Annotated in this window: 30 protein-coding genes; 17 read left to right on the top strand and 13 right to left on the bottom strand. The window is 71.6% G+C overall.

The genetic code is table 11. The features are described from left to right. Positions 1-153: 153 nt before the first annotated feature. Both JW613_RS10495 and cutA read right to left on the bottom strand, forming a co-directional pair. Positions 154-1512, bottom strand: a complete 1359-nt coding sequence (locus JW613_RS10495) for a deoxyguanosinetriphosphate triphosphohydrolase (protein ID WP_209210471.1) — start codon at positions 1510-1512, stop codon at positions 154-156. A 28-nt stretch (positions 1513-1540) separates the two neighbouring features. Then, complete coding sequence (gene cutA / locus JW613_RS10490; protein ID WP_209210470.1) at positions 1541-1873, bottom strand: divalent-cation tolerance protein CutA; 333 nt, start codon at positions 1871-1873, stop codon at positions 1541-1543. A 97-nt stretch (positions 1874-1970) separates the two neighbouring features. On the opposite strand from cutA, the gene JW613_RS10485 reads away from it, so the two are divergent. Further along, a complete protein-coding gene (locus JW613_RS10485; protein ID WP_209210468.1) occupies positions 1971-2366 on the top strand; it encodes a VOC family protein in 396 nt (131 codons plus the stop codon). Between the two features lie 45 nt (positions 2367-2411). Here the strand turns inward: JW613_RS10485 and JW613_RS10480 are convergent, their stop codons facing one another. Further along, positions 2412-3125 (bottom strand): helix-turn-helix transcriptional regulator, encoded by a 714-nt coding sequence (locus JW613_RS10480; protein WP_209210466.1) that lies wholly within the window; start codon positions 3123-3125, stop codon positions 2412-2414. A 105-nt stretch (positions 3126-3230) separates the two neighbouring features. Next, positions 3231-4205 (bottom strand): AraC family transcriptional regulator, encoded by a 975-nt coding sequence (locus JW613_RS10475; RefSeq protein ID WP_209210677.1) that lies wholly within the window; start codon positions 4203-4205, stop codon positions 3231-3233. 140 nt (positions 4206-4345) lie between these two features. Here JW613_RS10475 and JW613_RS10470 point away from each other — a divergent pair, with 140 nt between their 5' ends. Further along, the gene (locus tag JW613_RS10470; RefSeq protein ID WP_209210464.1) at positions 4346-5209 is read left to right on the top strand and encodes an NAD(P)H-binding protein; all 864 of its coding nucleotides are present in this window, start codon (positions 4346-4348) and stop codon (positions 5207-5209) included. A gap of 145 nt (positions 5210-5354) precedes the next feature. Next, complete coding sequence (locus JW613_RS10465) at positions 5355-5678, top strand: cupin domain-containing protein (protein WP_209210462.1); 324 nt, start codon at positions 5355-5357, stop codon at positions 5676-5678. 44 nt (positions 5679-5722) lie between these two features. Here the strand turns inward: JW613_RS10465 and aroQ are convergent, their stop codons facing one another. Beyond that, on the bottom strand, positions 5723-6232 hold the full coding sequence (gene aroQ, locus JW613_RS10460) for a type II 3-dehydroquinate dehydratase (protein ID WP_209210460.1): 510 nt from the start codon (positions 6230-6232) through the stop codon (positions 5723-5725). A 148-nt stretch (positions 6233-6380) separates the two neighbouring features. Here aroQ and JW613_RS10455 point away from each other — a divergent pair, with 148 nt between their 5' ends. From JW613_RS10455 to trxA, 4 genes are all read left to right on the top strand, one after another. Then, on the top strand, positions 6381-7301 hold the full coding sequence (locus JW613_RS10455; RefSeq protein ID WP_209210458.1) for an oxidoreductase: 921 nt from the start codon (positions 6381-6383) through the stop codon (positions 7299-7301). Next, complete coding sequence (locus JW613_RS10450; RefSeq protein ID WP_209210456.1) at positions 7298-8041, top strand: response regulator; 744 nt, start codon at positions 7298-7300, stop codon at positions 8039-8041. The genes JW613_RS10455 and JW613_RS10450 overlap by 4 nt, the downstream gene beginning before the upstream one ends. A gap of 153 nt (positions 8042-8194) precedes the next feature. Beyond that, entirely contained in the window at positions 8195-8650 is a 456-nt protein-coding gene (locus JW613_RS10445) for a MerR family transcriptional regulator (protein ID WP_209210454.1), read from the top strand. Beyond that, positions 8647-8988 carry a thioredoxin gene (trxA, locus tag JW613_RS10440; RefSeq protein ID WP_280635133.1) on the top strand — a complete coding sequence of 114 codons (342 nt, stop codon included), beginning with the start codon at positions 8647-8649 and terminating at the stop codon, positions 8986-8988. The genes JW613_RS10445 and trxA overlap by 4 nt, the downstream gene beginning before the upstream one ends. A gap of 139 nt (positions 8989-9127) precedes the next feature. On the opposite strand, the gene ppdK is transcribed toward trxA, so the two are convergent. After that, a complete protein-coding gene (ppdK, locus tag JW613_RS10435; RefSeq protein ID WP_209210452.1) occupies positions 9128-11902 on the bottom strand; it encodes a pyruvate, phosphate dikinase in 2775 nt (924 codons plus the stop codon). 400 nt (positions 11903-12302) lie between these two features. Here ppdK and JW613_RS10430 point away from each other — a divergent pair, with 400 nt between their 5' ends. Continuing rightward, entirely contained in the window at positions 12303-12785 is a 483-nt protein-coding gene (locus JW613_RS10430; protein WP_209210450.1) for a gamma-glutamylcyclotransferase family protein, read from the top strand. Positions 12786-12843: 58 nt separating this feature from the next. On the opposite strand, the gene dusB is transcribed toward JW613_RS10430, so the two are convergent. Further along, complete coding sequence (gene dusB / locus JW613_RS10425) at positions 12844-14022, bottom strand: tRNA dihydrouridine synthase DusB (protein WP_209210449.1); 1179 nt, start codon at positions 14020-14022, stop codon at positions 12844-12846. 96 nt (positions 14023-14118) lie between these two features. Then, a complete protein-coding gene (locus tag JW613_RS10420; RefSeq protein WP_209210447.1) occupies positions 14119-15024 on the bottom strand; it encodes a helix-turn-helix transcriptional regulator in 906 nt (301 codons plus the stop codon). A 101-nt stretch (positions 15025-15125) separates the two neighbouring features. Here JW613_RS10420 and JW613_RS10415 point away from each other — a divergent pair, with 101 nt between their 5' ends. Together JW613_RS10415 and JW613_RS10410 are read left to right on the top strand one after the other, a co-directional pair. Beyond that, positions 15126-16592 (top strand): MFS transporter, encoded by a 1467-nt coding sequence (locus JW613_RS10415; protein ID WP_209210445.1) that lies wholly within the window; start codon positions 15126-15128, stop codon positions 16590-16592. Positions 16593-16629: 37 nt separating this feature from the next. Then, positions 16630-17439, top strand: coding sequence for a HEAT repeat domain-containing protein (locus JW613_RS10410; RefSeq protein ID WP_209210443.1), 810 nt, complete (start codon positions 16630-16632; stop codon positions 17437-17439). A 131-nt stretch (positions 17440-17570) separates the two neighbouring features. Here JW613_RS10410 and JW613_RS10405 read toward each other — a convergent pair whose 3' ends face one another. Beyond that, a complete protein-coding gene (locus JW613_RS10405) occupies positions 17571-19127 on the bottom strand; it encodes an AMP-binding protein (protein ID WP_209210441.1) in 1557 nt (518 codons plus the stop codon). A 184-nt stretch (positions 19128-19311) separates the two neighbouring features. Next, positions 19312-19710, bottom strand: a complete 399-nt coding sequence (locus tag JW613_RS10400) for an ATP-binding protein (protein ID WP_209210439.1) — start codon at positions 19708-19710, stop codon at positions 19312-19314. A gap of 231 nt (positions 19711-19941) precedes the next feature. Between JW613_RS10400 and JW613_RS10395 the strand changes: the two genes are divergently transcribed. The 3 genes from JW613_RS10395 to JW613_RS10385 are packed head-to-tail and all read left to right on the top strand — an operon-like array spanning position 19942 to position 21186. Next, complete coding sequence (locus JW613_RS10395; RefSeq protein ID WP_209210437.1) at positions 19942-20790, top strand: helix-turn-helix domain-containing protein; 849 nt, start codon at positions 19942-19944, stop codon at positions 20788-20790. Beyond that, positions 20777-20986, top strand: coding sequence for a DUF397 domain-containing protein (locus JW613_RS10390; protein WP_209210435.1), 210 nt, complete (start codon positions 20777-20779; stop codon positions 20984-20986). The genes JW613_RS10395 and JW613_RS10390 overlap by 14 nt, the downstream gene beginning before the upstream one ends. Next, a complete protein-coding gene (locus JW613_RS10385) occupies positions 20983-21186 on the top strand; it encodes a DUF397 domain-containing protein (protein WP_209210433.1) in 204 nt (67 codons plus the stop codon). Before JW613_RS10390 ends, JW613_RS10385 begins: the two co-directional genes overlap by 4 nt. A gap of 10 nt (positions 21187-21196) precedes the next feature. Here the strand turns inward: JW613_RS10385 and JW613_RS10380 are convergent, their stop codons facing one another. Further along, the gene (locus JW613_RS10380; protein ID WP_209210431.1) at positions 21197-21661 is read right to left on the bottom strand and encodes a hypothetical protein; all 465 of its coding nucleotides are present in this window, start codon (positions 21659-21661) and stop codon (positions 21197-21199) included. Positions 21662-21864: 203 nt separating this feature from the next. Here JW613_RS10380 and JW613_RS10375 point away from each other — a divergent pair, with 203 nt between their 5' ends. Beyond that, positions 21865-22419 (top strand): hypothetical protein, encoded by a 555-nt coding sequence (locus tag JW613_RS10375; protein ID WP_209210429.1) that lies wholly within the window; start codon positions 21865-21867, stop codon positions 22417-22419. A 27-nt stretch (positions 22420-22446) separates the two neighbouring features. On the opposite strand, the gene JW613_RS10370 is transcribed toward JW613_RS10375, so the two are convergent. Then, on the bottom strand, positions 22447-22797 hold the full coding sequence (locus JW613_RS10370) for a hypothetical protein (protein WP_209210427.1): 351 nt from the start codon (positions 22795-22797) through the stop codon (positions 22447-22449). 113 nt (positions 22798-22910) lie between these two features. Beyond that, positions 22911-24011 (bottom strand): NADH:flavin oxidoreductase/NADH oxidase, encoded by a 1101-nt coding sequence (locus JW613_RS10365; RefSeq protein WP_209210425.1) that lies wholly within the window; start codon positions 24009-24011, stop codon positions 22911-22913. Positions 24012-24110: 99 nt separating this feature from the next. On the opposite strand from JW613_RS10365, the gene JW613_RS10360 reads away from it, so the two are divergent. From JW613_RS10360 to JW613_RS10350, 3 genes are all read left to right on the top strand, one after another. Next, the gene (locus JW613_RS10360) at positions 24111-24449 is read left to right on the top strand and encodes an ArsR/SmtB family transcription factor (protein WP_209210423.1); all 339 of its coding nucleotides are present in this window, start codon (positions 24111-24113) and stop codon (positions 24447-24449) included. Positions 24450-24551: 102 nt separating this feature from the next. Further along, on the top strand, positions 24552-25166 hold the full coding sequence (locus tag JW613_RS10355; protein ID WP_209210421.1) for a Uma2 family endonuclease: 615 nt from the start codon (positions 24552-24554) through the stop codon (positions 25164-25166). Between the two features lie 30 nt (positions 25167-25196). After that, the gene (locus JW613_RS10350) at positions 25197-25934 is read left to right on the top strand and encodes an SAM-dependent methyltransferase (RefSeq protein WP_209210420.1); all 738 of its coding nucleotides are present in this window, start codon (positions 25197-25199) and stop codon (positions 25932-25934) included. Positions 25935-25996 lie beyond the last annotated feature (62 nt).

The raw sequence follows: 25996 nt of genomic DNA, 5'->3' as shown, positions 1-25996 counted from the left end.
GGGAAGAGGCAGGGGGCATGGATGGGACGTATGAGCGCCACGGTGAGTTCCGGGGCGCGGGGTGGAGTCAGGGGGCGCGCGGCGGGACCCGGTGCCGCACGACCGGTCTCGCACCCCTCGTCAGGGCCGCCCCGGTCATCGTGACCACCCCGGTCATCCGGACCGCCCCGGCATCGTCAGCGTGCGGTGCAGGGAGCGGGCCGCGGCGTCGGTGAGTGTGGAGATCTGGTCGACGACCACCCGCAGCCGGGCGACGGCCGGCTCGGCCGAACCGGCCGCCTCCGCGTACAGATCCGCGTACTGCGGGTCCAGGCCCTCGGGGGCGCGGGCCAGCAGCGCCTCGGCCAGCTCGCGGACGACGACGCGCTGCTCGCGCCGGAGCCGCTCCAGATCCGGGCGCTGCATCACATAGCGGTCGGCGACCGCCTTGAGGACGGCGCACTCCAGCCGGGCCGCCTCGGGGACGATCAGCTCGGCGGCGTACCGGGTCAGTGGGCCCGAACCGTAGGCGGAGCGGGTCGCGGCCTCGGCGGCCAGGCAGAAGCGGCCGATCAGCTGACTGCTGGCGTCCTTGAGCCGGGCCTGGTCCCGGGCCGTGCCGTCGTAGCCGTGCGGCCACCACTCCTGCGCCAGCAACCGGTCGAGCGCGGCGGCCGGCTCGTCGTCCACCGCGCCGGGGGCGTAGCGCTCGGCGGCGACGGCGAACACCTCACTGCGCTCGGGGCCCGACAGCAGCATGCGCGGGTCCAGATGCCCGGCCCTGATGCCGTCCTCCAGGTCGTGCACCGAGTAGGCCACATCGTCCGACCAGTCCATGACCTGCGCCTCGAAGCACCTGCGGCCCTCCGGCGCGCCCTTGCGCAGCCAGTGGAAGACCGGCAGGTCCTCCTCGTAGACGCCGAACTTGCCGGAATCCGGGTCCGTCGGGTGCTCGCCGCGCCGCCACGGGTACTTGGTGGCGGCGTCCAGTGCGGCACGCGTCAGATTGACTCCGACGTACGCCTGTCCGTCCGGCTCCTCGGAGAATCGTTTGGGCTCCAGCCGGGTCAGCAGCCGCAGCGACTGCGCGTTCCCCTCGAAACCGCCCGCCGGCGCGGCGATCTCGTCCAGCACGGCCTCACCGTTGTGCCCGAACGGGGGGTGGCCCAGGTCGTGGGCGAGGCACGCCGTCTCGACCAGATCCGGGTCGCAGCCCAGTGCGGCGCCCAGCTCCCGGCCCACCTGGGCGCACTCCAGGGAGTGCGTCAGCCGGGTGCGCGGCGTCGCGTCCCACGCCGGACTGGCGCTGCCCGGCGCCACCATCTGCGTCTTGCCCGCCAGCCGGCGCAGCGCCGCCGAGTGCAGGACGCGGGCCCGGTCGCGCTGGAAGGCGGTGCGCCCCGGACGTTTGTCCGGCTCCGGCACCCAGCGCTCGACATCGGCAGGCGTGTAGCGCGGCGCCGGTGGGGCGCCGCCCTCCACCGCGGGGGTGCCGTCGGGGCCGTGGGCGGGCGTGCCGGGAGAGGCGTGCATACGCCGACCGTAACCGCACGGCGCGGCCTCAGGGCTGTGGGGCGGGTCGCGTCTCCTCGGCCACCCACTCCAGGTACGCCGCGCTGCCACGCACCACCGGGGTGGCGATGATCTCCGGTACGTCGTACGGGTGGGCCTCGCTCAGATACGCCTCCAGCGCGTCGTAGCGCGCGGCGCTCGTCTTGAACAGCACCTGCCACTCGGGGTCCGTCTGCACGGCACCCTCCCACCGGTACACCGAGGTGACCGGGCCGTTGAGCTGCGCGCACGCCGCCAGCCTGCGTTCGATCGCCGCCGCGGCGAGCTCCTTCGCCTGCTCCTGGGTGCTGGTCGTCGTCAATACGGTCAGGATCTCGGCCATCGGCCCAGGGTAAAGGGGCGTCGGCAAGGGGCGCCGAGAGGCAGCAGAGGGCCGAAACGTTCAAGACGGGCCGGGCCCGGCGCCCTAGCGTGCGGGTATGACACCTCGTTTCGACCTCATCGGTATCGCCACCAGTGACATGGCCGCCTCGCTGGCCTTCTACCGGCGGCTCGGGCTCGACATCCCCGCGGACGCGGACGCACAGCCGCATGTGGAGTACGCCGGGCCGGGCGGCGTGCGGATCGCCTGGGACACCGAGGAGACCATCCGCTCGTTCGACCCGGACTGGACGCCGCCGCCGCGGGGAGCCGGGCGGATCGGGCTGGCGTTCCTGTGCGACGCACCGGCCGAAGTCGACAAGGTGTACACCGAGCTGACCGACGCCGGTCACGAGGGCCATCACGCCCCCTGGAACGCCGCTTGGGGGCAGCGCTACGCCGTCGTGCTCGACCCGGACGGCAACGGGATCGACCTGTTCGCACCGCTCGGTTAGCCGGGGCGGCAGTCGGCCCGCCGGTCGGGGCGGCGCGGCAGCCGGTCAGCCGGGGAGGCGGAGCAGCTCCGTGATCGGGACGCCCGCGAGGGCGCGGACCTCGCGGGCCAGGTGGGCCTGGTCCGCGTATCCGGCGCGCGACGCCGTGTCCGCCAGCCCGGTGCCGGCTCGCGCGAGGCGCAGTGCCCGCTGCATCCGCAGCACCCGGGCCAGCGTCTTGGCGCCGTACCCGAAGGAGTCCTGGCATCTGCGGTGCAGCTGACGCTCGCTCAGGCCGACCCGGCGGGCGACCTGGGCGACTCCCGCACCGTCCCGCAGCGCGGCGACGACGGCGTCCACCAGAGCGGCGGCACGCGGATCGGCGGCAGCGTGCCGCTCGGCCGCCAGCCGATGTCCGGCGACCGACTCCAGGGCGGCGAGCGGGTCGCCGGCCCCCGCCACCCGCTCGTGCAGCTCGCGCACCTGTCCCCGAGGCCACAGGTCGGCCAGCGGCACCCGCTGGTCGCGCAGTTCCCGGGCGGGTACGCCGAAGACGCGCGGACCGGTCCCCGGCGGCAGCCGCAGCCCGTACACCGGCAGTCCGCGGCGCTCGGTGGCCAGATGCGCACGGGTGTCCGGCCCGGCGACGACGAGCCGGCCGTTCCACAGCAGCAGATCCATGCAGCCGTCGGGCAGCACCCGCCCGGCCGTTCCCAAGGGCACGGGCCCACGGGTCCACGCCACGGCGCCGCGCAGCCGCGACGCCCGTTCCTCGTACATGGCCCCAGGATGCACCCGCACACCGACAGCGTCACCGGACAGCCGGACAGCCGGACGGCTTGGGCCGGGCGGTCGGACAGCCGGGCAGCCGGGCGGGCAGCGGGCTCAGTGCGTGGTGAGTCCCGCCCGGTACGCCGCGGGGCTGACCCCCCGCAGCCGTTTGAAGGCGGCGCTCAGCGCGAAACCGTCCGCGTACCCGACCCGGCGTGCCACGGCGCCCAGCGTCGCGTCCTGTTCGCGCAGCAGCCGCGCCGCGAGGTCGATGCGCCAGTGGGCGAGGTAGGTCATGGGCGGCTCTCCGACCAGTTCGGTGAAGCGGCGGGCGAGGCTCGCCCGGGACACCCCGGCCTTCGCGGCGAGGGCCGCCACCGTCCAGGCGTGTCCCGGCTGCTCGTGCAGCAGCCGCAGCACCACCCCGACCACCGGATCACTCTGCGCGCGGTACCAGGCCGGTGCGTGCGCCTCGGGACGCGCGAACCAGGCCCGCAGCACGGAGACCAGCAACAGGTCCAGCAGCCGGTCGAGCACCATCTGCTGACCCGGCGCGTCCTTGACGACCTCGGCGGCGACCAGCGCCAGCAGCCCCGAGTCCCACTCGTGCTCGCGCAGCACCAGCACGGGCGGCAGTGCGTCGAGCAGCCGGGCGCTGAGGTCGCCGTGCAACTGGTAGTTGCCGCTCAGCAGCGCTGCCGGATCCTGCGGACTGCAGCCCCAGGTGCGCACCCCCAGTGCAAGCTCCTCGCACATGTCGACGCCGTCCGGGGTGGTGCAGCAGTCGCCCGGCTGGATCAGCAGCCCCGGCTCGGTCGCCGGGTCGTCGCAGAGCACGTACGGCGCGGGCCCCCGCAGCACCACCACGTCACCGGGCGCCATCCGTACCGGCCTCGGGTCCTCGCTGTGCCGTACCCAGCCCTCGCCGCTGAGCATGGAGGCCACGGACAGCGGGGTGCCGTCCTGTACGCGCACGCCCCACGGCGGGGCGAGGAGCACCCGGTGGAAGAGCCCTCCGCGCGCCCGCGCCCCGCTCAGCACATCGGTGAGCGCCTCGGTGAACCCGTCGGCGTCCCTGGCCCGACTCATCTGCCCGGCCCGACCGGTCGGCCCGGCCGGCCCGGCACTCCGCGTCACGACCGCAGTCACAGCAGCAGCTTAGACGCATGGACATGGCGCTGAGCCCCTGAGCGATGTTTCCACGGCGCCGGACGGCGTTGGCTGGAGCCATGACACAGCACACGACAGCGAACGCAGCACAGCAGCCCGGTGCGCAGGCCCCGATCCTCGTCCTGTGCGGCACCGGTACGAACGGCAGCAGGGTCGTCGAGCGGCTGCGCGAGCGCGGCCGTCCGGTGCGGGTGGGCTCCCGCTCGGCGGAGCCGCCGTTCGACTGGGACTCCCCCGCCACCTGGGACGCCGCGCTGCACGGGGTGGGCGCCGTCTTCGTCGTCTGCCAGCCCGACGTGGGCGCCCCGGGTACCGCGCAGACGGTGCGCGCGTTCGCCCAGCGGGCCGCACATGCCGGGGTGCGGCGGCTGGTTCTGCTCTCGGCGCGCGGCGAGGAGGCGGCGCTGCCCACCGAGCAGGCGATCCGGGACGCGGGCACGGAGTGGACCATCCTGCGCGCCAGTTGGTTCTTCCAGAACTTCAGCGAGGGAGTCTTCCTGCCGTCCGTCCTGGAGGGCGAACTCCCCTTCCCGGCGGGCGAGGTGCGTGAGCCGTTCATCGACGCGGACGACATCGCCCAAGTGGCGGTTGCCGCGCTGACCGAGGAGGGTCACCACGGACGTGTCCACGATCTGACGGGCCCACGGCTGCTCGGTTTCGCGGAGGCGCTCGCCGAGGTGTCCGCGGCCGGCGGGCCGACGGTGCGCTATGTGCCCCTCGCGCCGCAGGAGTACGCCCGGTGGCTGGCCGGGCAGGGCCTGGACCCGGGGCTGGTGGCGTTCCTGGTCGAGATGTTCGGGCAACTGATGGACGGGCGCAACGCGGTCGTCTCGGACGGTGTGCGGGAGGTGTTGGGCCGTCCGGCGCGGGACTTCACCGACTTCGCACACGAGGCGGTGGCGAAAGGGGCGTGGCAGGGCTGACGGTCCGGCACCGCCGGGGCCGGTCTCCGGCACGAGCCGGGCCGCGCGTCCGGCCGGTGCCGGAGCACGGAGGGAACGGGGGAATCCGCCGCGGTACCGCGGGTCGGCCGGTTGCATCGTGTGGCGTGCGAGGCACGATGGACGCATGGACGATGTGACCGCACTGGCAGCCGAGCACTTGGCGCTGGCAAGGAAAGACCCGCACGGCCGCAGCGCGTATCTCTTCCTGCACGACGGACCGCTGCGGCAGTCCGTCATCGCGCTGACGCAGGGTTCGTCGCTGGAGGAGCACAACACGCCTCCGGCGGCGAGCGTCCACGTCCTGCAGGGCAGCATCCGGCTCACCGAGGGCACCGCCGACCAGGATGTCGACGCCGGGCAGATCCAGCGGGTGCCGCATCTGCGGCACGGCATCCTCGCACTGGAGGACACGGTCTTCATCCTGACGGCGGTGACGGGAACCGACTGAGCGGGCCGCGGTGCTTGCGGGCATGCTCTCGGCGGTGGTGCGGGTCAGGCCCCCGGGCGGGCCGCGCGCCACTCCGCGACGCGGTGCAGTACCGAACGCAGCGCCAGCTCATAGCCGAAGATCCCGTGGCCGGAGACCATTCCCTGGCACACCGGTGCCGTCACCGAGGTGTGCCGGAAGGGCTCACGGGCGTGCACGTTGGAGATGTGCACCTCCACGCACGGGATGCCCAGCCCGGCGACGGCCTCGATGGCGTCGCGCAGTGCGTAGCTGTAGTGCGCGTAGGCACCCGGGTTGAAGACGATGCCGTCGTCACCGCTGCGGGTGGCGTGGACCAGGTCGATGAGCGCTCCCTCGCTGTTGCTCTGCGCACAGCGCACCTCGGCGCCCAGCTCCAGACCGAGCGCCGTGGTGCGCTCCTCGACGTCCCGCAGGGTGGTGCTGCCGTAGGTGGCGTGGTCGCGCTCGCCGAGCAGGTTGAGGTTGGGGCCGTGCAGGAGCAGCACGCGCGGCCTGGCCGCGGCTGGCGCGGCAGAAGGGGAATTCGCGTTCATGGGTGCAGCCTAGAGCGCGGCAGGGCGGCCCCCACCGGCCGCGGGGCCGGGCACAGGGTCGCCGTGCCGTTGACCTCGACCGTCCGTGGGCCTGCCGCTAGCCTCCACAGGTGAGGGGGGCTGATCGAGGCGAGGAGCAGGGCGAGCGATGGGCTGGACAGCGCGGAACATTCCGGACCAGAGCGGCCGTACGGTGGTCGTGACCGGCGCCAACAGCGGGCTCGGCTTCGTGACGGCCCGGGAGCTGGCGCGCCGCGGTGCCCGCACCGTACTGGCCTGTCGGGACGAGGAGCGCGGCAGCCGGGCGCGGGACGAGCTCGTCGCGGAGCTGCCGGAGGCGGGACCGCGCACCGAGCTGCGCCGGCTGGATCTGGGAGATCTGGCGTCGGTACGGGCGTTCGCCAAGGAGCTGCCGGACGAGCGGGTCGACCTGCTGATCAACAACGCCGGTGTGATGGCGCTGCCGTACGGCAGGACGGCGGACGGTTTCGAGCGGCAGTTCGGCATCAACCACCTGGGGCACTTCGCCCTCACCGGGCTGCTGCTGGACCGGCTGCTGGCCGCCCCCGCACCACGCGTCGTCACCGTCTCCAGTGGCTTGCACGCGCTGGCCAACATCGACATCGCGGATCTCAACAGCGAGCACTCCTATCGGCGCTGGGTGGCCTATGCCCGCTCCAAGACCGCCAATCTGCTCTTCACGCACGAGCTGGCCCGTCTGCTGGCCGGCACCCCGCTGGTCGCCGCCGCGGCACACCCCGGCTACGCGGCCACCAATCTGCAGACGGCGGGGGTGCGCATGGAGGGCAGGAAGGCCGTCGAGGGAGTGATCGCACTGGGCAACAGGGTCGTGGCGCAGTCCGCGGAGGCGGGCGCGCTGCCGACGCTGTACGCGGCGACGGCGCCCGGGGTGGCTCCGGACTCCTTCACCGGGCCGCGGCTGCTGGGCTGGCGGGGAGCCCCGGCACCGTCCTGGCGGGCGCCCTGGACGCTCAGCGATGTGGCGGCCGAACGGCTGTGGGCCGCCTCGGAGCAGCTGACCGGGGTCACCTACGGGGTGCCTTCGTGATCCGGGTGCTGGTGGTCGACGACGACTTCATGGTGGCCCGGCTGCACAGCACGCTGGTCTCCCGGGTGCCCGGGTTCGAGGTCGCGGCGGTGGCGCACAGCGGGTCGGAGGCGCTCGCACTGGTGCGGGAGACCGCGCCCGATCTGGTGCTGCTGGATCTGTATCTGCCCGATGTGAGCGGGCTGGAGGTGCTGCGGCAGCTGCGCGGTTCCGGCGCGCCGGGCGGGGGCCCGGACGTCCTGGTGATCACGGCGGCGCGGGACGCGGCGAGCGTGCGGGCCGCGCGGCACGGCGGGGCGGTGCAGTACGTCGTCAAACCGTTCGAGGGGCGGCTGCTGAGCGAGCGGCTGGAGCGGTACGCACAGGAGCGGCGCGAGTTCGAGTCGCTGAGCGCGCCCGGCCAGGAGGAGCTGGACCGGGTGTTCTCCGGCGGCGGTACGGGTGTGCCGCCTGCCGCCCCCGACACGGCGCGGCAGGCGGTCGAAAGCGCCGCAGTGGCGACCCGTATCCGCCCGCTGCCCAAGGGCCTCACGGAGCAGACCTCCGCGCTGGTGCGCTCCGCGCTGGACGCCAGCCCCCCGGAGACGGGGCTGTCGGCCTCCGAGTGCGCCGAGCACAGCGGGCTGTCCCGGGTGAGCGCCCGCCGCTACCTGGAGCATTTCGTGGCGACCGGCACCGCTCGGGTGACCCTGCGGTACGGCACGACGGGCCGCCCCGAGCGCCGCTACCACCGGGTGTGACCTCCGGCCGATGGGCGATGCCTTTCTTCCACTGCTGCGTCGGCGGTCGGCATCTGTTGCGTTGACGTCAGCGTCAATCCATAGCGTGCCGAATGACCGTACGAGCACAACGGCGGACGCCACGGAGGAAGAGCACGCGGAAAGGAGGGCGGTATGCGCATCGGAGAACTGGCCGAGCGCGCCGGTACGACCACACGCACCCTGCGCTACTACGAGTCGCGGGGGCTGCTGACCGTGGCGCGGGACGCGCAGGGGTACCGCACGTTCGGCGAGGACGACCTGCGGGTGCTGCGGCAGATCAGGGCGCTGCGGGAGAACGGTTTCGAACTGGAGGAGACCCGGCCGTTCGTGGAGTGCCTGCGCGCGGGCCATCCCGAGGGCGACTCCTGCCCGGACTCGCTGGAGGTCTACCGCCGCAAGCTCGCCGAACTGGACGCGTGCATCGCCGAGCTGCGCTCCGTACGGGAGGAGGTCGGCGCGCGGCTGGCCCGTGCCGAGGTCGAGGCGACGGCGGGCTCCCCGCACGGTCCCGAACCCCGGTGCGAACTGGCCCCGCCCAACCCGGTGCCGGACACCCGCCAGGAACCCGAGGGAGACACGATGCCATGACCGCAACCGCCGCACATCTGCCGGAAGTCACGGACGCGACGTTCGCCGAGGAGGTGCTGCGCTCCGACATCCCCGTACTGGTCGACTTCACCGCCGAGTGGTGCCCGCCGTGCCGGATGGTCGCGCCGGTCCTCGGCCGGCTCGCCGAGGAGCGCGCGGGCGCCTTGAAGGTCGTCTCCCTCGATGTGGACCGCAACCCGGAGACCCAGGCCGCGTACGGCGTCCTGTCGATGCCGACGCTCGTCCTCTTTCGTGGTGGCGAGCCCGCCCGCTCCGTCGTGGGCGCCCAGCCCGAGCGCCGCTTGGTGGAACAGCTGGGTCTGGACGAGGCGCCCTGACACGAGCGGCGTACCCCGCAAGCGCTCCGGCCGAAAGAAGGGAGGCGGCACCCCCGCACGGGTGCCGCCTCCTGGTCCGGGCCGTCGTCCGCGGTGAGGGTCGGTGCGGACGCGGGCCCGGGGGGTGGGATGGCTCTGGCTACTCCGCCGCCTGCTGCTGGGCCGCCGCGCGGCCCGCCTCCAGCCGGGCGACCGGGATGCGGAAGGGGGAGCAGGAGACGTAGTCGAGGCCGACCTCGTGGAAGAAGTGCACCGACTCCGGGTCGCCGCCGTGCTCGCCGCAGACCCCGAGCTTGAGGTCGGGCCGGGTGGCCCGCCCCGCCTCGGCTGCGCTGCGGACCAGCGAGCCCACGCCGTCCTTGTCGATGGTCTCGAACGGGGAGACGCCGAAGATGCCCTTCTCCAGGTAGGCGGTGAAGAAGCTGGCCTCCACGTCGTCGCGGCTGAAGGCCCACACGGTCTGGGTGAGGTCGTTGGTGCCGAAGGAGAAGAAGTCGGCGCACTCGGCGATCTGACCGGCGGTGAGCGCCGCGCGGGGCAGCTCGATCATGGTGCCGAGGGTGAGTCCGAGCTCGACGTTGTGCTCCCGCTCGACCTCGGCGATGACCTGCTCGGCCTCCTCGCGGACGAGTTCCAGCTCCTGCACCGTACCGACCAGCGGAATCATGATCTCCGCACGGGGGTCGCCGCCGCCGGCCTTGCGTGCCGCGGCGGCCTCGGCGATGGCGCGGATCTGCATGGTGAACAGGCCGGGGATGACCAGGCCGAGGCGGACGCCGCGCAGGCCCAGCATGGGGTTCTGCTCGTGCAGCCGGTGCACGGCCTGGAGGAGCCGCAGGTCGTTCTCGTTGGCGTCCTTGCGGGACTCGGCGAGCGCGACCCGCACCGACAGCTCGGTGATGTCGGGCAGGAACTCGTGCAGCGGCGGGTCCAGCAACCGCACCGTCACCGGGAGGCCGTCCATGGACTCGAACAGCTCGATGAAGTCGCCCTGCTGGAGCGGGAGCAGCGCGCCCAGCGCCCGCTCGCGCTCGTCCTCGGTGTCGGCGAGGATGAGCCGCTCGACCAGCTCGCGGCGCTCCCCGAGGAACATGTGCTCGGTACGGCACAGGCCGATGCCCTGGGCGCCGAACCGGCGGGCGCGCGCGGCGTCCTCGGCGTTGTCGGCGTTGGCCCGTACCCGCAGCCTGCGTACCCGGTCGGCGTACGCCATGATCCGGTGGACGGCCTTGACCAGCTCGTCGGCGTCGTCGGCGCCCGCGTGCATCCGGCCCTCGAAGTACTCCACGACCGGGGAGGGCACGACCGGCACCTCGCCGGCGTAGACCTTGCCGGTGGAGCCGTCGATGGAGACGACGTCGCCCTCCTCGACGACCTTGCCGCCGGGGGTCTTGAGGCAGCGCCGTTTGGTGTCGACCTCCAGCTCCTCGGCGCCGCACACACAGGTCTTGCCCATACCGCGGGCGACGACGGCCGCGTGCGAGGTCTTGCCGCCGCGCGAGGTGAGGATGCCCTCGGCGGCGAGCATGCCGTCCAGGTCGTCGGGGTTGGTCTCGCGGCGGATGAGGATGACCTTCTCGCCGGAGCGGGACCACTTGATGGCGGTGTAGGAGTCGAAGACGGCCTTGCCGACGGCGGCGCCCGGCGAGGCGGCGATGCCCCAGCCGATCTGCTCGGCGTCCTTGACGCCGCCGTTGCTGTCGAAGCGGGGGAACATCAGCTGGGCGAGTTGGGTGCCGTTGACCCGCTGCAGCGCCTCGGCCTCGTCGATCAGCCCCTGGTCCACGAGCTGGGTGGCGATCCGGAAGGCGGCCGCCGCGGTGCGCTTGCCGACGCGGGTCTGCAGCATCCACAGTTTGCCGCGCTCGATGGTGAACTCGATGTCGCACAGATCCCGGTAGTGGTTCTCCAGGGTCTCCATGATCTGCATCAGCTGGTCGTACGACGCCTTGTCCAGCTGTTCGAGGTCGGCGAGCGGCACGGTGTTGCGGATACCGGCGACGACGTCCTCGCCCTGGGCGTTCTGCAGGTAGTCGCCGTAGACGCCCTGCTGGCCGCTGGCCGGGTCGCGGGTGAAGGCGACGCCGGTGCCGGAGTCGGGGCCGAGGTTGCCGAAGACCATCGAGCAGATGTTGACCGCGGTGCCCAGGTCGTGCGGGATGCGTTCCTGGCGGCGGTAGAGGCGGGCGCGGCTGCCGTTCCACGAGTCGAAGACCGCGCGGACGGCCAGGTCCATCTGTTCGCGCGGGTCCTGCGGGAAGTCGCGGCCGGTCTCCTCGGAGACGATGGCCTTGAACTTGCCGACCAGTTCCTTGAGGTCGTCCGCCGTCAGCTCCACATCGGTGGTGGCCCCGCGCGCGCTCTTGGTCTCGTCCAGCGTCTCGGCGAAGCGCTCGCCGTCGATGCCGAGCACGGTGTCGCCGAACATCTGGATGAGGCGGCGGTAGGAGTCCCAGGCGAAGCGCTCGTCCCCGGACTGCGCCGCGAGCCCCTGCACGGACTCGTCGGAGAGCCCGATGTTGAGGACGGTGTCCATCATCCCGGGCATGGAGAACTTGGCGCCGGAGCGCACGGAGACCAGCAGCGGGTCGTCGGCCTGGCCGAGCTTCTTGCCCATCCGATTCTCCAGCCCGGCCAGGTGCTCGCTCACCTGGTCCCGGAGCGCGGCGGGGGCCTCGCCGGAGTCCAGGTACGCCTTGCAGGCTTCGGTGGTGATGGTGAAGCCCGGAGGGACGGGCAGACCGAGGTTGGTCATCTCGGCGAGGTTGGCTCCCTTCCCGCCGAGGAGGTCCTTGAGGTCCTTGTTGCCCTCGCTGAAGTCATAGACGAACTTCCGCTGCTGCGACTGCTGCGGCGACGCGTCTACTGCTGACTCTGCGTTCGCGGACTCTGTGTTCTTCGCATGAACCGGCACCGGACTCGGCTCCTCGTGGTCGGCTGCCCTGACGGCGGGGAGCGTACCCAGATCAAAGGCTTACGAGTACGTCCAACGGCACGTCACACGGCTGTAACCACCCGTCTGCCGAGAGATCGAAAGTACCCAGCTCTCCAGGCTGATTGGTCACACCATTCAGAACTCGAACGACTGATAACGGTGAGCCGTCTGGAGGCCGCATTTCACTCACGGAGAGTAAGAGCGCCTACAGCCCGGAAACCAAGGCACGGTAAAACCCCGGCCTGCTCCTTGGAGACCTACAGCTCACATTTGAGCGCTCATTTGAGCGAGCCTCCTATCAAGGTGGCGGGAATCACTGCGCTGAACGAGTGAACGTCTCGCCATTCGGACAGGCTGCCCGCCGCGTTAGATTGCCCCGATGACCGACCCGAACATCCGTCTGGCCCCCGTCGACACCGCGGCCGACATCCTCTTCGTCTACGGCACCCTGCGCTTCGGCCGCATCCTGACCGCCCTCCTCGGCCGCGTCCCCGCCGGCACCCCCGCAACCGCCACCGGCTGGCGCACGGCGGCGCTGGCGCGCCGGCCGTATCCCGGTCTCGTTCCGGCACCCGGACAGACCGCCTCCGGACTGCTGCTGAGCGGGCTGAGCGCCCGCGAATGGCGGGTGTTGGACGACTTCGAGGACGACGAGTACGAGCTGGTGCCGCTCACCGTGGAGAGCAGCACCGGGGGTTTGCCGGGGCCCGGCACGGTCCGGGCGTACACCTGGGCGGCCCCGGGCGAGGTCCGCCCGGAGAACTGGGAGGCGGACACCTTCGCGGAGCGGCAGTTGGACCGCTACGCCGCACGGCTGGAGGGGACAGTGCCCCGTCGGGGGCGCGGGGAACTGCGCGCGTAACCACGACCGACCCGCGGACCGCGACGCGCAGAAAGGGGCAGCCCCTCCCCGGGGCGGCTCAACCGCCGGAGGTGTCCAGTTCGGCGTCAGCCCCGACGCCCGTACCGCACTCGTACGGATCGTCCAGCCAGCCGTCGGGCAGCACGACCTTGTTGCGCGAGTGGGTCCGGCCGCGCGGGCCGTCGGCACCTTGTGGCCACTGCTGGGACAGATCCAGCTCGTCGAGCAGTGAGCGCAGCTCCTCCAAGGAGCCCGCGACGGCCAGCCGCTTGCGCAGCTCGGAGCCGACCGAGAAGCCCTTGGTGTACCAGGCGACGTGCTTGCGGAAATCGATGACGCCGCGCGCCTCGTCCCCCAGCCACTCCCCCAGCAGCCGCGCGTGCCGCACCATGACGTCGGCGACCTCACCCAGCGTGGGCCGGGCATACGCCGTCGCACCGTCCCCGGCCCCGGCCTCGCCACCGGCCCCGTCCCCGGACAGGGCGGCCACCAGGTCCGCGAACAGCCAGGGGCGCCCCAGACAGCCACGGCCGACCACGACACCGTCGCAGCCGGTCCGGCGCATCATCCGCACCGCGTCGTCGGCCGACCAGATGTCGCCGTTGCCCAGCACCGGGATCTCGCTGACGGCTTCCTTCAGGCGTGCGATGGCGTCCCAGTCGGCGGTCCCGCCGTAGTGCTGCGCCGCTGTGCGGCCGTGCAGGGCGATGGCCGTGATGCCTTCCTGCACGGCGATGCGCCCGGCGTCCAGATAGGTCAGGTGGTCGTCGTCGATGCCCTTGCGCATCTTCATCGTCACCGGCCGGCCGCCCGCGTTGTTCACCGCCTCGTGCAGGATGGCGCGCAGCAGCGGCCGTTTGTACGGCAGCGCGGAGCCGCCGCCCTTGCGGGTGACCTTGGGGACGGGGCAGCCGAAGTTGAGGTCGATGTGGTCGGCCAGATCCTCGTCGGCGATCATCCGCACCGCCTTGCCCACGGTGACCGGGTCGACACCGTAGAGCTGGATGGAGCGCGGCTTCTCGCTCGCGTCGAAGTGGACGAGCTGCATCGTCTTCTCGTTGCGCTCCACCAGTGCCCGGGTGGTGATCATCTCGCTGACGAACAGTCCCCGGCCGCCGGAGAACTCCCGGCACAGCGTCCGGAACGGGGCGTTGGTGATCCCAGCCATCGGTGCCAGCACGACGGGCGGCTGGACGGTGTGCTCTCCGATGTGCAGCGGCTGGGTCGACTCGGTCATGCGGCGACGGTTCCTCGGGCTCGTTCCTGCGATGTACGGGGCAGCTCCCCATTGTCCCCCATCCGGACCCGTGTCCCCCACGGACCCGCACCCCGCCTACCCGCCCTCGACGATCAGCTCCAGCAGCCGCTCCACCCCTCGCTGGGTCTCCGCGTCGCTGGGTACGTACGTGCCCAGCCGGGCGCCCTCGGCCGGGCCCAGCCACAGGCCGTGGTAGCTGAAGGACAGCATCCCGACGTGCGCGTTACGGAAGCGCTTGGTCCGGTCGACCGCGCGGGCCACCTCGTGCCGCTCCCACAGCTCGCGGAACTCCGGCGAGCTGTGCTCCATCCGCTTCAGCAGCGCCTTCCAGGCGGGCTCGGCCAGATGCTCGGCCATCCGGGAGCGGAAGCGGGCGGTCATCAGCCGGATCGTCTCCTGGCGGTCCGGCATGGCGGCTGCCCAGTCGGGGTCGGTGAAGGCCAGCCACATGCAGTTGCGGTCCTCGGGCGCAATCGCGTCCAGATCGCCGAGGAGGCGGCCGTAGGTGCGGTTGTGGGCCAGGATGTCGTAGCGCGCGTTCTGCACACAGGCCGGGAACGGTTCGAGCTGGGTGAGCAGCCGCCCGATCCCGGGCGGCAGCACCGTCGTCTCGCTCGCCGGGGTGGGGTCGGCCGTGGCCGCCAGCGCGAACAGATGAGCGCGCTCGCTGGAGTCCAGCATCAGCGCCCGGGAGAGGGAGTCCAGCACCTGCGCCGACACCTGGATGTCGCGGGCCTGCTCCAGCCACGTGTACCAGGTCACCCCCACCGTCGACAGATGCGCCACCTCCTCGCGGCGCAGCCCCGGCGTACGGCGGCGCGGCCCCCTGGGCAGTCCCACCTGCTCCGGTCTGATCCGCTCCCGCCTGCTGCGCAGGAACGCCGCGAGCTCCTCGCGGCGCACGCTGTCGGCGGGTGCGGAGCCCTCCGGATCGTCCGGGCGGGCCGGGTCGGGGCGGGCGGTACCGGTACTGACGCTCATGGAACCAGGATGAGGCACCCCGCATCCTGTTGCCAGGTAGTCGTTGTACCAGGACAAGGACCGTCTGGTACCAGGCTGACGGGTGCCCGAGGCTCGTGCCCATGAGTCACGATGCCACCATCGCCGCACGTCCGGACCCGGCAGCCCGTCCGGCCGCGCAGGGGACCGGCCCCCGGACGGCCCCTGCCGTGCTGCGGCCGCTCGGCCTGTTCACCTTGCTGCTGGGTGCAGCGCTGCCCATGATCGATTTCTTCGTCGTCAACGTCGCCTTCCCGAGTATCGAAAGCGATCTCGACGCCTCTCCGGCAGCCCTGGAGATGGTCGTCGCCAGCTATGCCGTCGCCTATGCCTCGCTGCTCGTACTGGGCGGGCGGCTGGGCGACGCCTTCGGACGGCGCCGGCTCTTCCTGTGGGGCGTCGCCGCGTTCGGCGTCACCTCGCTCGCCTGCGGGTTCGCCCCGGGCGTGTGGTGGCTGATCGGCGCGCGGCTGGCGCAGGGCGCCGCCTCGGCGATGATGTTCCCGCAGGTGCTCGCCACCATCCACGCGACGAGCGAGGGGCGGGTGCGCACCCGCGCCATCGGCCTGTTCGGCTCGGTCGGCGGGATCTCCATCGTCACCGGACAGGTGCTGGGCGGCGTACTGGTCGCCGCCGACCTGGCGGGCACCGGCTGGCGGGCGATCTTCCTGATCAACGTTCCTGTGGTGCTGGTCGCCCTCGCACTGGGCGCGCGCACCGTGCCGGACAGCCGCTCGGACGCGCCCGCCCGCGGCGACATCGCCGGGACGGTGCTGCTGGCGTGCGGTCTGGCCGCCCTGCTGCTGCCGCTGACGGAGGGGCGGGCGGCCGACTGGCCGTGGTGGTCGGTCGCACTGATGGTGGCCGCGGTGCTGCTGGCGTACGCGTTCTTCGCCGTCGAACGCCGGGAGGAGCGCGCGGGCCGCAGCCCCCTGCTGCCTCCCTCCCTGCTGCGTGAACCCGGCGTACGGCGCGGGCTGCTGGCCGGGGCGCCCATCTTTCTGGGCTTCAGCAGCTTCATGTTCGAAAGTGCGCTGCTGTTGCAGCAGGGGCTGCGTTTCGGCGCGTTGGCCGCGGGCCTCACCCTGGTGCCGATGGGGCTGGCCCAGTTCGCCGGCTCCATCCTGGCCTCCCGGCTGACCGAACGCATCGGCGCCGGGCGCGTGCTGGCACTCAGCGCTCTCGCACAGGGCGCCGGACTGGGCGCGCTCCTGCTGGCCCTGTTCGCACAATGGCCCGATGTGCCGCCTTTCGCCCTGGCCCCCGGGCTGGCGCTGTGCGGTGCGGGGCAGGGCCTGCAACTGCCCACGTACTTCCGCATCGTCCTCTCCGGGGTCCCGGCCGCGCGCGCCGGCGCGGGCAGCGGACTCGCCGCCACAGCACAGCAGTCCGGCCTCGCCCTGGGTGTCGCCACCCTCGGCTCCCTCTTCCTCGCCCTGATACCGCACCTGGGCGTGCGAGAGGCGCTCGGCGTGGTGCTGGCCGTACAGGGGTGCGGGCTGCTGGCACTGCTCGTGATGGGCATCCGGATGCCCCGCACGGTGGGCTGAGGAAGCGGCGCCGGGGCGGCGGCCTAGCATGCCCGGCATGGCGATGTTCGTGCACCTGACGTCTGCGGCGAACGCGCCGCGCATCCGACGCTCCGGAATCCGCGCGGCCGGCCGCGGGCAGGACGGCGCACGCGGGGTCTACTGCTTCCCGGTACTGCCGTCGTACACCCTGACCCACCAGTGGCTGCGCGAACTGGCCCGGTTCGGCAGCCGGGGAGGACTGGTGGCCGTCCATGTGCGGCTGGACGACTCCCAGCAGGTGCTGGTGGGACGCTACGCATGCGCACAGGCCACCGTCCCCGCCGCGGAGGCCGTACGCCGGATCGCCGCGCTGGACGACCCGCGCGGCTGGGAGGTGTTCGTGCCCCGGGCGGTCCGGCCCCGCGAGGTGCACCGGATCCGCACCGCGCCGCAGACGGTGGGCTGGCGCTACTGGCCCGAGGCGCACGGCGTCCGCCCCTGCACCTGCGACGGTTGCCGGGTACGCGGCGAGTACGGCTCGCGGCGCCTGCGCGAGCGGTTGCCGCATCCGCTGGACGGGCCGCCGCCACCGTCCAGGGTGCTGCTCGCCAGAGTCGCCGCGGCCGGCACCCCGGGCGACCCGACGGCGCTGCGCGAGGCCCTGCACTGGTTCGGTATGCGCCGCCGGGGCCCTCTCGCCCAGCTGGCCCACCTCGCCGCCCACCCCGACCCCGCGGTGCGGGAGGAGTTGGTGTGGGCGGTGTCCCGCTGGTCCACCCCGGGAGTGGCCGAACTGCTGGACGGTCTCGCCGACGACCCGCATCCGGATGTCCGCGAAGCGGTGGAGGCGGCACGTGAATCGTCGTCGGAGCCGTCGGTCAGCTAGCCCGGATGTCTCCGGCGCCCGAAGCAGCGGCTCGCTCCGCCCTCGCTGCGCATCAGCCGACGGCACGGCCGGGGACCGGTGGTCGAAGACCGCTGTGTCCAACGAGGGCGGGCGGGGGCAGTGCGTAGGACCTACGCGTTTGTCAGCAGGGCCGCCCGGAGGGCCTTCTTGTCGGTCTTGCCGACAGCCGTCCGCGGAAGCGCGTCGGCTATCGCGTAGGAGGCCGGCGTGTACAGGTCTCCCAGCGCATCGACGATCTCGCGCGTCAGCCGCGGCAGGTCCGGGACGTCGCCTGGGTCCCGGGGTACCAGGACCACATGGACGGTCTCCTTGTCGTCGTCCCCGGGCAGGCCGACGGCGGCGGCGTCCTTGATGCCGGGCCGGGCCAGCAGGAAGTCGTCGAGAAGCCGGGAGTAGACATTGTCAGCGGTGGCGCCTGTCACGATGATGTCCCGCACCCGGTCGACCAGGTACAAGTATCCGTTCTCGTCCTGCCGGGCGATGTCCCCGCTGCGGAACCAGCCCTGGTCGTCGAGCACCTCGGCGGTACGTTCCGGGTCGTTCCAGTAGCCCTCCATGACCGTGGGGCTGCGGACGTACAGCTCGCCGGGCTCTCCCACGGGCACCGGCTTGCCCTCTTCGTCCCGCAACTCCACCTCGACCCCGGGCGCCGGTCGACCGCAGCTGGTCAGGGACTCGGGCCGCTGCGGGTCGTGTTCCTCGGGGTCGAGCTGTGCGACGAGCCCGTTCTCGGTCGCTCCGTAGACCTGGTGCAGAACCGGCCCGAAGCATGCGAGCGCCTGCCTGAGACGTTCCGGGGAGGCGGCCGCACCTGTGTAGGTGAGGGACGTCAACGCGGGGAAGCGGCCGGGAACGCAGTCCGGGTGGTCGAGCAGTTCGTACAGCATGGGCGTCACCAGCATCACCCTGGTGATGCGCTCGCTGTCCATCACGGACAGGGCCGTGCCGGCGTCGAACGTCCGTAGCAGCACAACGGTGTGACCGCTCAGGAGGCCTATCAGAAAGCCGCCGTGACCGCTGGTGTGCGTCAACAGGGTGCACACCAGCACCGCGGAGTCGGCCGAGCCCTCGTCGGTGAACCTCTCGGCCAGGTGCACCCAGTCGTTGTAATAGCTGCTGCGGTGGACGACCAGCTTCGGCAACCCGGTGGTACCGCCTGTGTAGAGAAGCGTCGCGAGATGGCGACCGTCGGCAGCCTCACCGAGCGAAAGGCCGGTCCTCCGGGACGCCGCCGCCAAGAAGTCGTCCGCGAGCGAGGACGCGCCGATACCCAGGACATGCGGGATATCCGTCCGCTCGACGATCCGCCGGGTGCGCTCCTCGAAGTCCGGATCGAACAGGAGCATCTTGACGTCAGCGCGCCGGACCAGCGCTTCCAACTCGCTGTTGCCCGGCTCGGGCGGCACGAAGACCAGTCGACAGCCTGCGAAATGGACGGCTACCTGCAGCAGCAGTGCCTCGGGAGAGTTCTCCACGAACAGCGCCACACCGTCGCCCTCCCGCAAGCCGCTGTCCCGCAGAGCGGCGGCGAAACGCAGGACGGTGCCGGCGGCCTCGGTCCCGCTGATCCTCCGCTCTCCCGCGACGATTGCGTCGCGGTCGCCTCGTGCCGAGAGCTGTCGCAGAACCGAGATCGTGTAGTTCTCGCTGGCAGTGACCTTCGTCATGATCCTTCTTCGTGCTGACGCTTGCTTCCCGGGCACACCGTCCCCGGGCTCCTCATCACCCCTCAGCAAACCATGTGCAAGGTACAGTTAATTCACGGCGGGGTCGTTGAGCGGGGATGCCCTGCGGGCGGCCAGGCCGATCCGGACGCCACCGGCCACCGTGCGCGGTCCCCCCGGACTCCCCTCACCCGCGCACAGCGAGGTGGACCCACACCGTTTTGCCCGCCCCGCTGCGGGGGCGTACGCCCCACGCCTGCGAGAGGGCGTCGACGAGCAGTAACCCGCGGCCCGAGGTCTCCTCCGGGCCCGGCTTGCGCAGTTCGGGCATCTCCCACTGGTACGAGTCGGAGACCTCCAGCACGAGGACGCCGTCCCGGCGGCGGAGGGCGAGTTCGAAGTACTCCCCGATCCCCTGCGCGGCGTGGGCCACCACGTTGGTGGCCAACTCACTGGCAAGGAGCACCGCGTCGTCGCTGACGTGTCCGAGCTTCCACGCTCTGAGCACCTGCCGCACATGCTCCCGCGCCTTCGGCACGGACACCTTGCTGATGCGGAACCTTGCAGTGGCTGTACGCCCGGACATGGGGCCTCCCCGGAGGCGGCTGGGCAAGTTGGATGCACCTCACCTGCGGTGCGTACGTGATCGCACTGAGTGAGATGGCTCACGCTATGCGACTCCTCGCGGCTCATGCAACCCTTCATATCGAGAAGTTGCATCTCGCTGTGAGGGCAACTCGCGGCCGTGTACGGTGCGTTGCCGTGCGACCGCACACACAGGGAGGGAGGGGACATGCCCGCAGGTGGACGTCCCACGATGCGCAGCCGTCGCCTTGGGTCAACTCTCCGCCGCCTTCGAGAGGCGGCCCGGCTGGACCAGCAGCAGGCGGCCGAGTACATCGCGGGCTCGAAAGCCAAGATCAGCCGCATCGAGTCGGGCCAAGTCGCCGCGCGTCCCGGTGATGTGCGACTGCTGCTGGAGCTGTACGGGGTGCAGGAGGCCGAGGTACGTCGGCACCTTGAGCAGTTGGCGCGCGACGCCAACAAGCGTGGGTGGTGGCTCGATTACCGGGTTTCGCCAGAACTAAGCGACTACATCTCGCTGGAACACGACGCGACTTTTGTCCGCACGTGGCAGACCGTGCTCATCCCCGGGCTGCTGCAAACCGCTGAGTACACCCGGGCGCTGGTAGAGGGAAACCCGTCAGTAACGGACTCTGGCGTTGTTGAGCAAGTAGTCAAAATGCGGCAAGAACGGCGTCGCAGGTTCGAAGAATCCGGGGCCCGCTACAGCGCCGTGGTCTGGGAACCTGCCCTGTCCGACCCCATGCCCTCCCGTGAGGTGCACAAGCAGCAGCTCGCTGACCTGCTCGAAGCCATCGCTCGCCCGAATGTCACTTTCCAAGTGCTCCCCGCCGCTGAGTGGGCCGCCGCGCGCTCCGCTCCCACCTTCGTCATGCTCTCCTTCGATGGCGAGTGGGCGCCCTCCGCTGTTGGACAAGAAACGCACCGAAACGTGGCCATCACCGAAGATGAGGCCGAAATCGCAGCCTACGCACACTCCTTCGACCAGCTACGCTCAGTGGCGTTGAATCCGACCGAGAGCCGAGAGTTCATTGCGGACACGTTGGACGCGTTGCCGAGAGGAGTCAGTGAGCGTGAGTGACGAGTTGGTCACCCCCTTCCGCAAGTCGTCCTACTCCGGTTCTGACCCGAACCACGAGTGTGTGGAGGTTGCCCACACGGCTGACGGCGGACGCGCGGTCCGCGACAGCAAGAACCCCGCACACGGGACCGCGTACTTCGCACCGGGAGCCTGGCAGGCCTTCATCACACACCTGAACAGAAGTGAAGCGTCGTGAAAGGTCCCACGCCCTTCCGCAAGTCGTCCTACTCAGGCGCCGGTGGGGCCAGCGAGTGCGTGGAGGTCGCACACACCTCCGGCGGCGGACGCGCGGTCCGCGACAGCAAGGACACCGCACGCGGGACCGCGTTCTTCGGTGCGGGTGCGTGGCGGGCGTTCACCGCGCAGCTGCGCGGTGGCGGGGCAGACGGCGTGTAGGGGCACTCCCTCAGGCGGGGTCCACGCCCCCGCGAGGAGGCCGCGCGGCGGCGGCGCACACCGCGGCGGACAGCGCGAGCCCGAGCACGCCCGGGTTGACGTAACCGGGCACGGAGCCGGCGGCGTAGCTGCCGTGCTCCTCCGTCTCGCAGACGAACCGGAGCGGCACGTAGTTCACGGTGTAGTCGACGACGTGCAGCACCCGCTCGCGCTCTTCCGGAATCCGGCACGGCCGCAGCGGCGAGGAATCGGTGCCGCCGTCCTCCGCCTCCAGTACCGCACCGGCGATGTGCAGCAGGCCCCACGAGTACAGGGCGGCTGCCGCGGCGCCCAGCAGGGCGGTCAGGGCGCGCAGCCGCACCTTCCGGTCGGCGCGGCGGAGGCCGACCCGGCCGAGGGTGCCGAAGCCGTACCCGATGAGGGACAGCGAAGCGATCAGTCCGACCGGGAGCAGCAGCAGGAGCAGAAGGGCCATCCGGGCACTTCACCAGAAGGAACCGCTGCTGCCTATGGCGGATCACATAACCGCGGTGTCCCACGGGATGAGCGCCTGCGGCGACGGGGCGCGATGAGTAGCCACCGCTTGCGTTGGCAGCCCGGCCCCCTACCGCAGTAGGGGGCCGCATTGGCTCTGCGGTATGCAGCGCGGCACCGTGTCGGCGCCCTACCTTCGCGCCCATGAACGTTCCTCCGCGTACCTCCGCTCCCGCTGCCGCGCCCCGCCTGGAGAAGCTTTTCGCGCGACGGTTGGGACGGCGGCTGCGGGACGCCGTGACGCTGCTCCCCGTCGGGCTGTTCGCCCTCGTCGTGGCGCTCGGCGGGCAGACCAAGGCGGCGCGCCGGGCGCTGCGGGCGCGCCCTCAGGCGGGGGCGGGGCGCGTCCTGGCGCATGCCGTGCTCACCGTGCTGCTGGGGGTCCTGGCGCTGATACCGGTCGCGGTGCTCACCCTCCTGATCGCCCGTGGCCCGTTCTACGGCTTCGTGGACAGCGGGCCGTACGACGACTCCTGGGGCGGGCCGAGCAAGGCCGGTGCCTGGCTGGCGCATTTCGGGGTGAGCCTGCCGCTGGCCGCCGTGGCGATCGGGCTGCTGTACGGCCTGGCCGCGCTGCACCAGCGGATGACCGCACCGCTGCGGGGCGAGCGCAGGCCCGTGTGGGTGCTGCCGACGGGACTGCTGAGCTGCTTGGCCGGCGGGCTGTTCCTGGTCGCGTTCGTCAGGCAGTTGAACTGAGCCTCAGCAGCGGCCGGAGGGCTGCTGCTACTCCCCCTGGGACCAGGCCGCCACCGGGAGCGACAGATAGACACCGAAGTCGGCGAGTCCGGTGGCGGCCTCGATGCGTTCATGGAGGAGGTCCACGCGTTCCTGGCGGTTGGCGGCTCTGCTCTCGAACCACTTGGAGCGGATCTCGATCACCGCGTTCAGACCACTGCGGTCCAACGGCCCCAGCGGCCGGAAGCGGATCTCCACGTCACCGGGTTGCAAGTCGCCGTCGTAGGGCTCCTCTGGGCACTCCACCGCCTGGGAGACCAGGTGCGGCAGTACGGAACCGAGTGCCCGAAGCCTCGCTTCGGGGACGTGCGGGGCATAGGTGACGTCGACGAGTGGCATCAGAGCATCTTAGGGACGCACAGGCGTGCGCGCCCGGGTATTTCTGCGCCGCTCGCCCGGCCGCCGGGCCGCACCGGGCGAGCGCCCCGCGGCACGGCGCCGGGCGAGCGTGCTCACGCCCGGTGGTACTGGATCGGGCGGCGCGGCTCGGCGCCCAGTTCCACGGCGGCCTCGTTCGCCCAGTAGGGGCGGCGCAGCAGCTCGCGGCCGAGCAGGACCGCGTCGGCCCGCCCCGAGGCGATGATCTCCTCGGCCTGCCGGGGTTCGGTGATCAGGCCGACGGCGCCGACCGGCAGGTCGGTCTCCTTCTTGACCCGCTCGGCGAAGGGCACCTGGAAGCCGGGGGCCGGCTGGATGCGGGCGTCCGGGGCGTTGCCGCCGGTGGAGGTGTCGAGCAGGTCGACACCGCGGGCCAGCAGTTCCTTGGCGAGGCGGACGGTGTCGTCACCGGCCCAACCCTCGCGGTCGTCGTCGCTGTTCTCGGTCAGCCAGTCGGTGGCGGAGATACGGAAGAGGAGGGGGAGTTCGTCGGGCCACACGGCGCGTACCGCGTCGACGACCTCCAGCGCGAACCGCGTACGGCCCTCGAAGGAGCCGCCGTACTCGTCGGTGCGGTGGTTGGTGAACGGCGAGAGGAACTCGTTGATCAGGTAGCCGTGCGCGCCGTGCACCTCGACCACCTTGAACCCGGCTTCGTAGGCGCGGCGGGCGCTGTCCGCGAACTGGCGGACGAGTTCGGCTATCCGCTCGTGCGACAGCTCGTCGGGCGTGGTGTGCCCGTCGGAGAACGGCAGCGGGCTGGGGCCGACCGGCTGCCAGCCGTGGTTGTGCCCGGGCGCCAGGGGTGCGCCGCGGTCGACCCAGGTGCGTTCGGTGGACGCCTTGCGGCCGGCGTGCGCGAGCTGGATGCCGGGGACGGTGCCCTGTTCGGACAGGAAGCGGGTGATACGGGCGAAGGCCTCCTGCTGGCGGTCGTTCCACAGGCCGAGGTCGTAGGGGCTGATCCGGCCCTCGGGGGTGACCGCGGTCGCCTCCACCAGTGCCAGTCCGAGCCCGCCGGAGGCCCGCGCCCCCAGATGCGCGAGGTGCCAGTCGGTGGGAGCGCCCTGGTCGGGGCCGTCGGGGGCGGCCGAGTACTGGCACATCGGCGCCATCCAGACGCGGTTGGGCACGGTCACCGACCGCAACGCAAGGGGCTCGAACAGTGCGCTCACGGCGCTCTCCCATCGGATAGGGGCGGAAACAGCGGTTAGTACGATAGCCACCGTAGTACGAGACCTGTCAAATTTCGATGACTGCCGTACTATGAGGGCGTGCCGACGACAACAGCCGTACGCGAACTCCCGCACCCGTCACGGGAGGAGATCCGCCTGGAGGCGGTACTGCACGCACTGGCCGATCCGGTGCGGTTGCGGATCATCACCGTCCTGAACACCCACGGCGAGGGCGAGGGCAACGGGGCCACCTGCTCCCAGGTCGAACTCCCCGTCTCCACCTCGACCGCCACCCACCACTTCCGGGTGCTGCGCGAGGCGGGCGTCATCAACCAGTGCTACCGCGGCACCTCCAAGATCAACTGCCTGCGGCGAGCCGACCTGGAGGCCCGCTTCCCCGGCCTCCTGGACGCGGTCCTGCGCGCAGCAGCGAACTGAAGCCCACCCTTCCGAGGGATCTGTCCAGGTGATCCGCTCACATTGTCGGTCCGCCTGACTGCGGTGAGTTGTGACTGGATCACTGCACCTGGAGGGCGCATCATGACAGTGATGCTTGAACGACCGACGGCCATAGAGCCCCCCGAGGAACCGGACGGCAGTTTCGACGCGCTGCTCCGGACCCTCTTGGCCATGGAAGTACCCGAGGGCTATCGGGCAGAAATCATCGGGGGAAGCATCGTCATGTCGCCATGGTCGAAGGGGTACTACCTGCGGGCGATGCGCTCTTTGCGTGCTCAGCTGGAACCGCATGCCCCGACCGGGACGATCGTGGACAGCTCCCCTTACCTGTTCACCTTTCCGGACCAGGAACGCGCCTTCGGGCCCGATGTCTTCGTCGCCTCCGAGAAGGCGTTCGATACGGAAGCACAGCACATCGACGGTGAAGCCCTCGTACTCGTCGCCGAGTTGACCTCCGCCTCAACGCGTAATGTCGACTGGAGCGACAAGTTGGCGGTCTACGCCAAGGCAGGCGTGGGCGTTTATGTACTGCTCGACATGCAGGCACAGACCGTCTCCGTCTTTTCGGACCCGGCACCCGAGGGGTACAGGACGCGCAAGACATGCCAGTTCGGCAAGGCCTTGCACCTCCCCCTGCCGTTCGACTTCGAGCTGGGCACCACAGCGTTCGGCAAGCGGCCGGAAAACCAGGGGTGACCCGAGCACCCTCTCTGCCACAGTGCCCGCATGGACCGACAGACGCGCTCCCTCCTCGCCCACGCCGACCACCCCTTCGCGGCGCCGCTGGAGGACTCCTCCGTGGACCGGTTGCTCGCCCGTGCCGTCGTACGCGGTGACGCGCGCATGCTCGACCTCGGCTGCGGGGAGGGCGCGTGGCTCATCCGCGCGCTCCAGCGGCACCCGGACGGGAAGGCGGTGGGCGTGGACATCTCCGCCGAGGCCTTGGAGCGCGCCCGGCACCGGGCGCGGGAGGCGGGGGTCGCCGAGCGGCTGGCACTGCACCGCTGCGAGGCCGCGTCGTTCGAGGCGCCGCACCCCTTCGACCTGGTGCTGAGCGTCGGCGCCACGCATGCGTTCGGCGGGCTGCTGCCCACCCTGGAGGCCGCGCGGCGGCAACTGGCGCCCGGCGGCACCGTGCTGGTCGGGGACGCCTACTGGGAGCGGGAGCCGAGCCCGTGGGCGCGGGAGACGCTGGGCGAGTACGAGGACCTGGCGGGGACGGTGGAGAAGGTCACCGCCGAGGGCTGGACGCCGGTGTACGCACACATCTCCACCCGGCACGAGTTGGACGACTACGAGTGGAACTGGACCGGCTCCCTCTCCCGCTGGGCGCTGGACAACCGCGACCACCCCGACAGCGCCGAGGCCCTGCAGGCCGCGGCCCGGCACCGGGACGAGTGGCTGCGCGGCTACCGGGCGAGCTTCGGCTTCGTGTGCATGGCGCTGCGCCGCACCACCGGGTGACCACGGCACGGAACGACGCGAAGGGCCCGGCTCCCCCTGCGGGGTGCCGGGCCCTTCGCCGC

It is taken from the genome of Streptomyces smyrnaeus (assembly GCF_017676345.1).
Taxonomy (GTDB): Bacteria; Actinomycetota; Actinomycetes; order Streptomycetales; family Streptomycetaceae; genus Streptomyces; species Streptomyces smyrnaeus.
This window is presented reverse-complemented; position numbering and strand designations above follow the sequence as displayed.

Bases quoted from the DNA above. Each gene is read 5' to 3' on its own strand.
- JW613_RS10495 (WP_209210471.1), bottom strand. From the start codon at position 1,512: ATGCACGCCTCTCCCGGCACGCCCGCCCACGGCCCCGACGGCACCCCC.
- cutA (WP_209210470.1), bottom strand. From the start codon at position 1,873: ATGGCCGAGATCCTGACCGTATTGACGACGACCAGCACCCAGGAGCAG.
- JW613_RS10485 (WP_209210468.1), top strand. From the start codon at position 1,971: ATGACACCTCGTTTCGACCTCATCGGTATCGCCACCAGTGACATGGCC.
- JW613_RS10480 (WP_209210466.1), bottom strand. From the start codon at position 3,125: ATGTACGAGGAACGGGCGTCGCGGCTGCGCGGCGCCGTGGCGTGGACC.
- JW613_RS10475 (WP_209210677.1), bottom strand. From the start codon at position 4,205: ATGAGTCGGGCCAGGGACGCCGACGGGTTCACCGAGGCGCTCACCGAT.
- JW613_RS10470 (WP_209210464.1), top strand. From the start codon at position 4,346: ATGACACAGCACACGACAGCGAACGCAGCACAGCAGCCCGGTGCGCAG.
- JW613_RS10465 (WP_209210462.1), top strand. From the start codon at position 5,355: ATGGACGATGTGACCGCACTGGCAGCCGAGCACTTGGCGCTGGCAAGG.
- aroQ (WP_209210460.1), bottom strand. From the start codon at position 6,232: ATGAACGCGAATTCCCCTTCTGCCGCGCCAGCCGCGGCCAGGCCGCGC.
- JW613_RS10455 (WP_209210458.1), top strand. From the start codon at position 6,381: ATGGGCTGGACAGCGCGGAACATTCCGGACCAGAGCGGCCGTACGGTG.
- JW613_RS10445 (WP_209210454.1), top strand. From the start codon at position 8,195: ATGCGCATCGGAGAACTGGCCGAGCGCGCCGGTACGACCACACGCACC.
- trxA (WP_280635133.1), top strand. From the start codon at position 8,647: ATGACCGCAACCGCCGCACATCTGCCGGAAGTCACGGACGCGACGTTC.
- JW613_RS10430 (WP_209210450.1), top strand. From the start codon at position 12,303: ATGACCGACCCGAACATCCGTCTGGCCCCCGTCGACACCGCGGCCGAC.
- dusB (WP_209210449.1), bottom strand. From the start codon at position 14,022: ATGACCGAGTCGACCCAGCCGCTGCACATCGGAGAGCACACCGTCCAG.
- JW613_RS10420 (WP_209210447.1), bottom strand. From the start codon at position 15,024: ATGAGCGTCAGTACCGGTACCGCCCGCCCCGACCCGGCCCGCCCGGAC.
- JW613_RS10415 (WP_209210445.1), top strand. From the start codon at position 15,126: ATGAGTCACGATGCCACCATCGCCGCACGTCCGGACCCGGCAGCCCGT.
- JW613_RS10410 (WP_209210443.1), top strand. From the start codon at position 16,630: ATGGCGATGTTCGTGCACCTGACGTCTGCGGCGAACGCGCCGCGCATC.
- JW613_RS10405 (WP_209210441.1), bottom strand. From the start codon at position 19,127: ATGACGAAGGTCACTGCCAGCGAGAACTACACGATCTCGGTTCTGCGA.
- JW613_RS10400 (WP_209210439.1), bottom strand. From the start codon at position 19,710: ATGTCCGGGCGTACAGCCACTGCAAGGTTCCGCATCAGCAAGGTGTCC.
- JW613_RS10395 (WP_209210437.1), top strand. From the start codon at position 19,942: ATGCGCAGCCGTCGCCTTGGGTCAACTCTCCGCCGCCTTCGAGAGGCG.
- JW613_RS10380 (WP_209210431.1), bottom strand. From the start codon at position 21,661: ATGGCCCTTCTGCTCCTGCTGCTGCTCCCGGTCGGACTGATCGCTTCG.
- JW613_RS10375 (WP_209210429.1), top strand. From the start codon at position 21,865: ATGAACGTTCCTCCGCGTACCTCCGCTCCCGCTGCCGCGCCCCGCCTG.
- JW613_RS10370 (WP_209210427.1), bottom strand. From the start codon at position 22,797: ATGCCACTCGTCGACGTCACCTATGCCCCGCACGTCCCCGAAGCGAGG.
- JW613_RS10355 (WP_209210421.1), top strand. From the start codon at position 24,552: ATGACAGTGATGCTTGAACGACCGACGGCCATAGAGCCCCCCGAGGAA.
- JW613_RS10350 (WP_209210420.1), top strand. From the start codon at position 25,197: ATGGACCGACAGACGCGCTCCCTCCTCGCCCACGCCGACCACCCCTTC.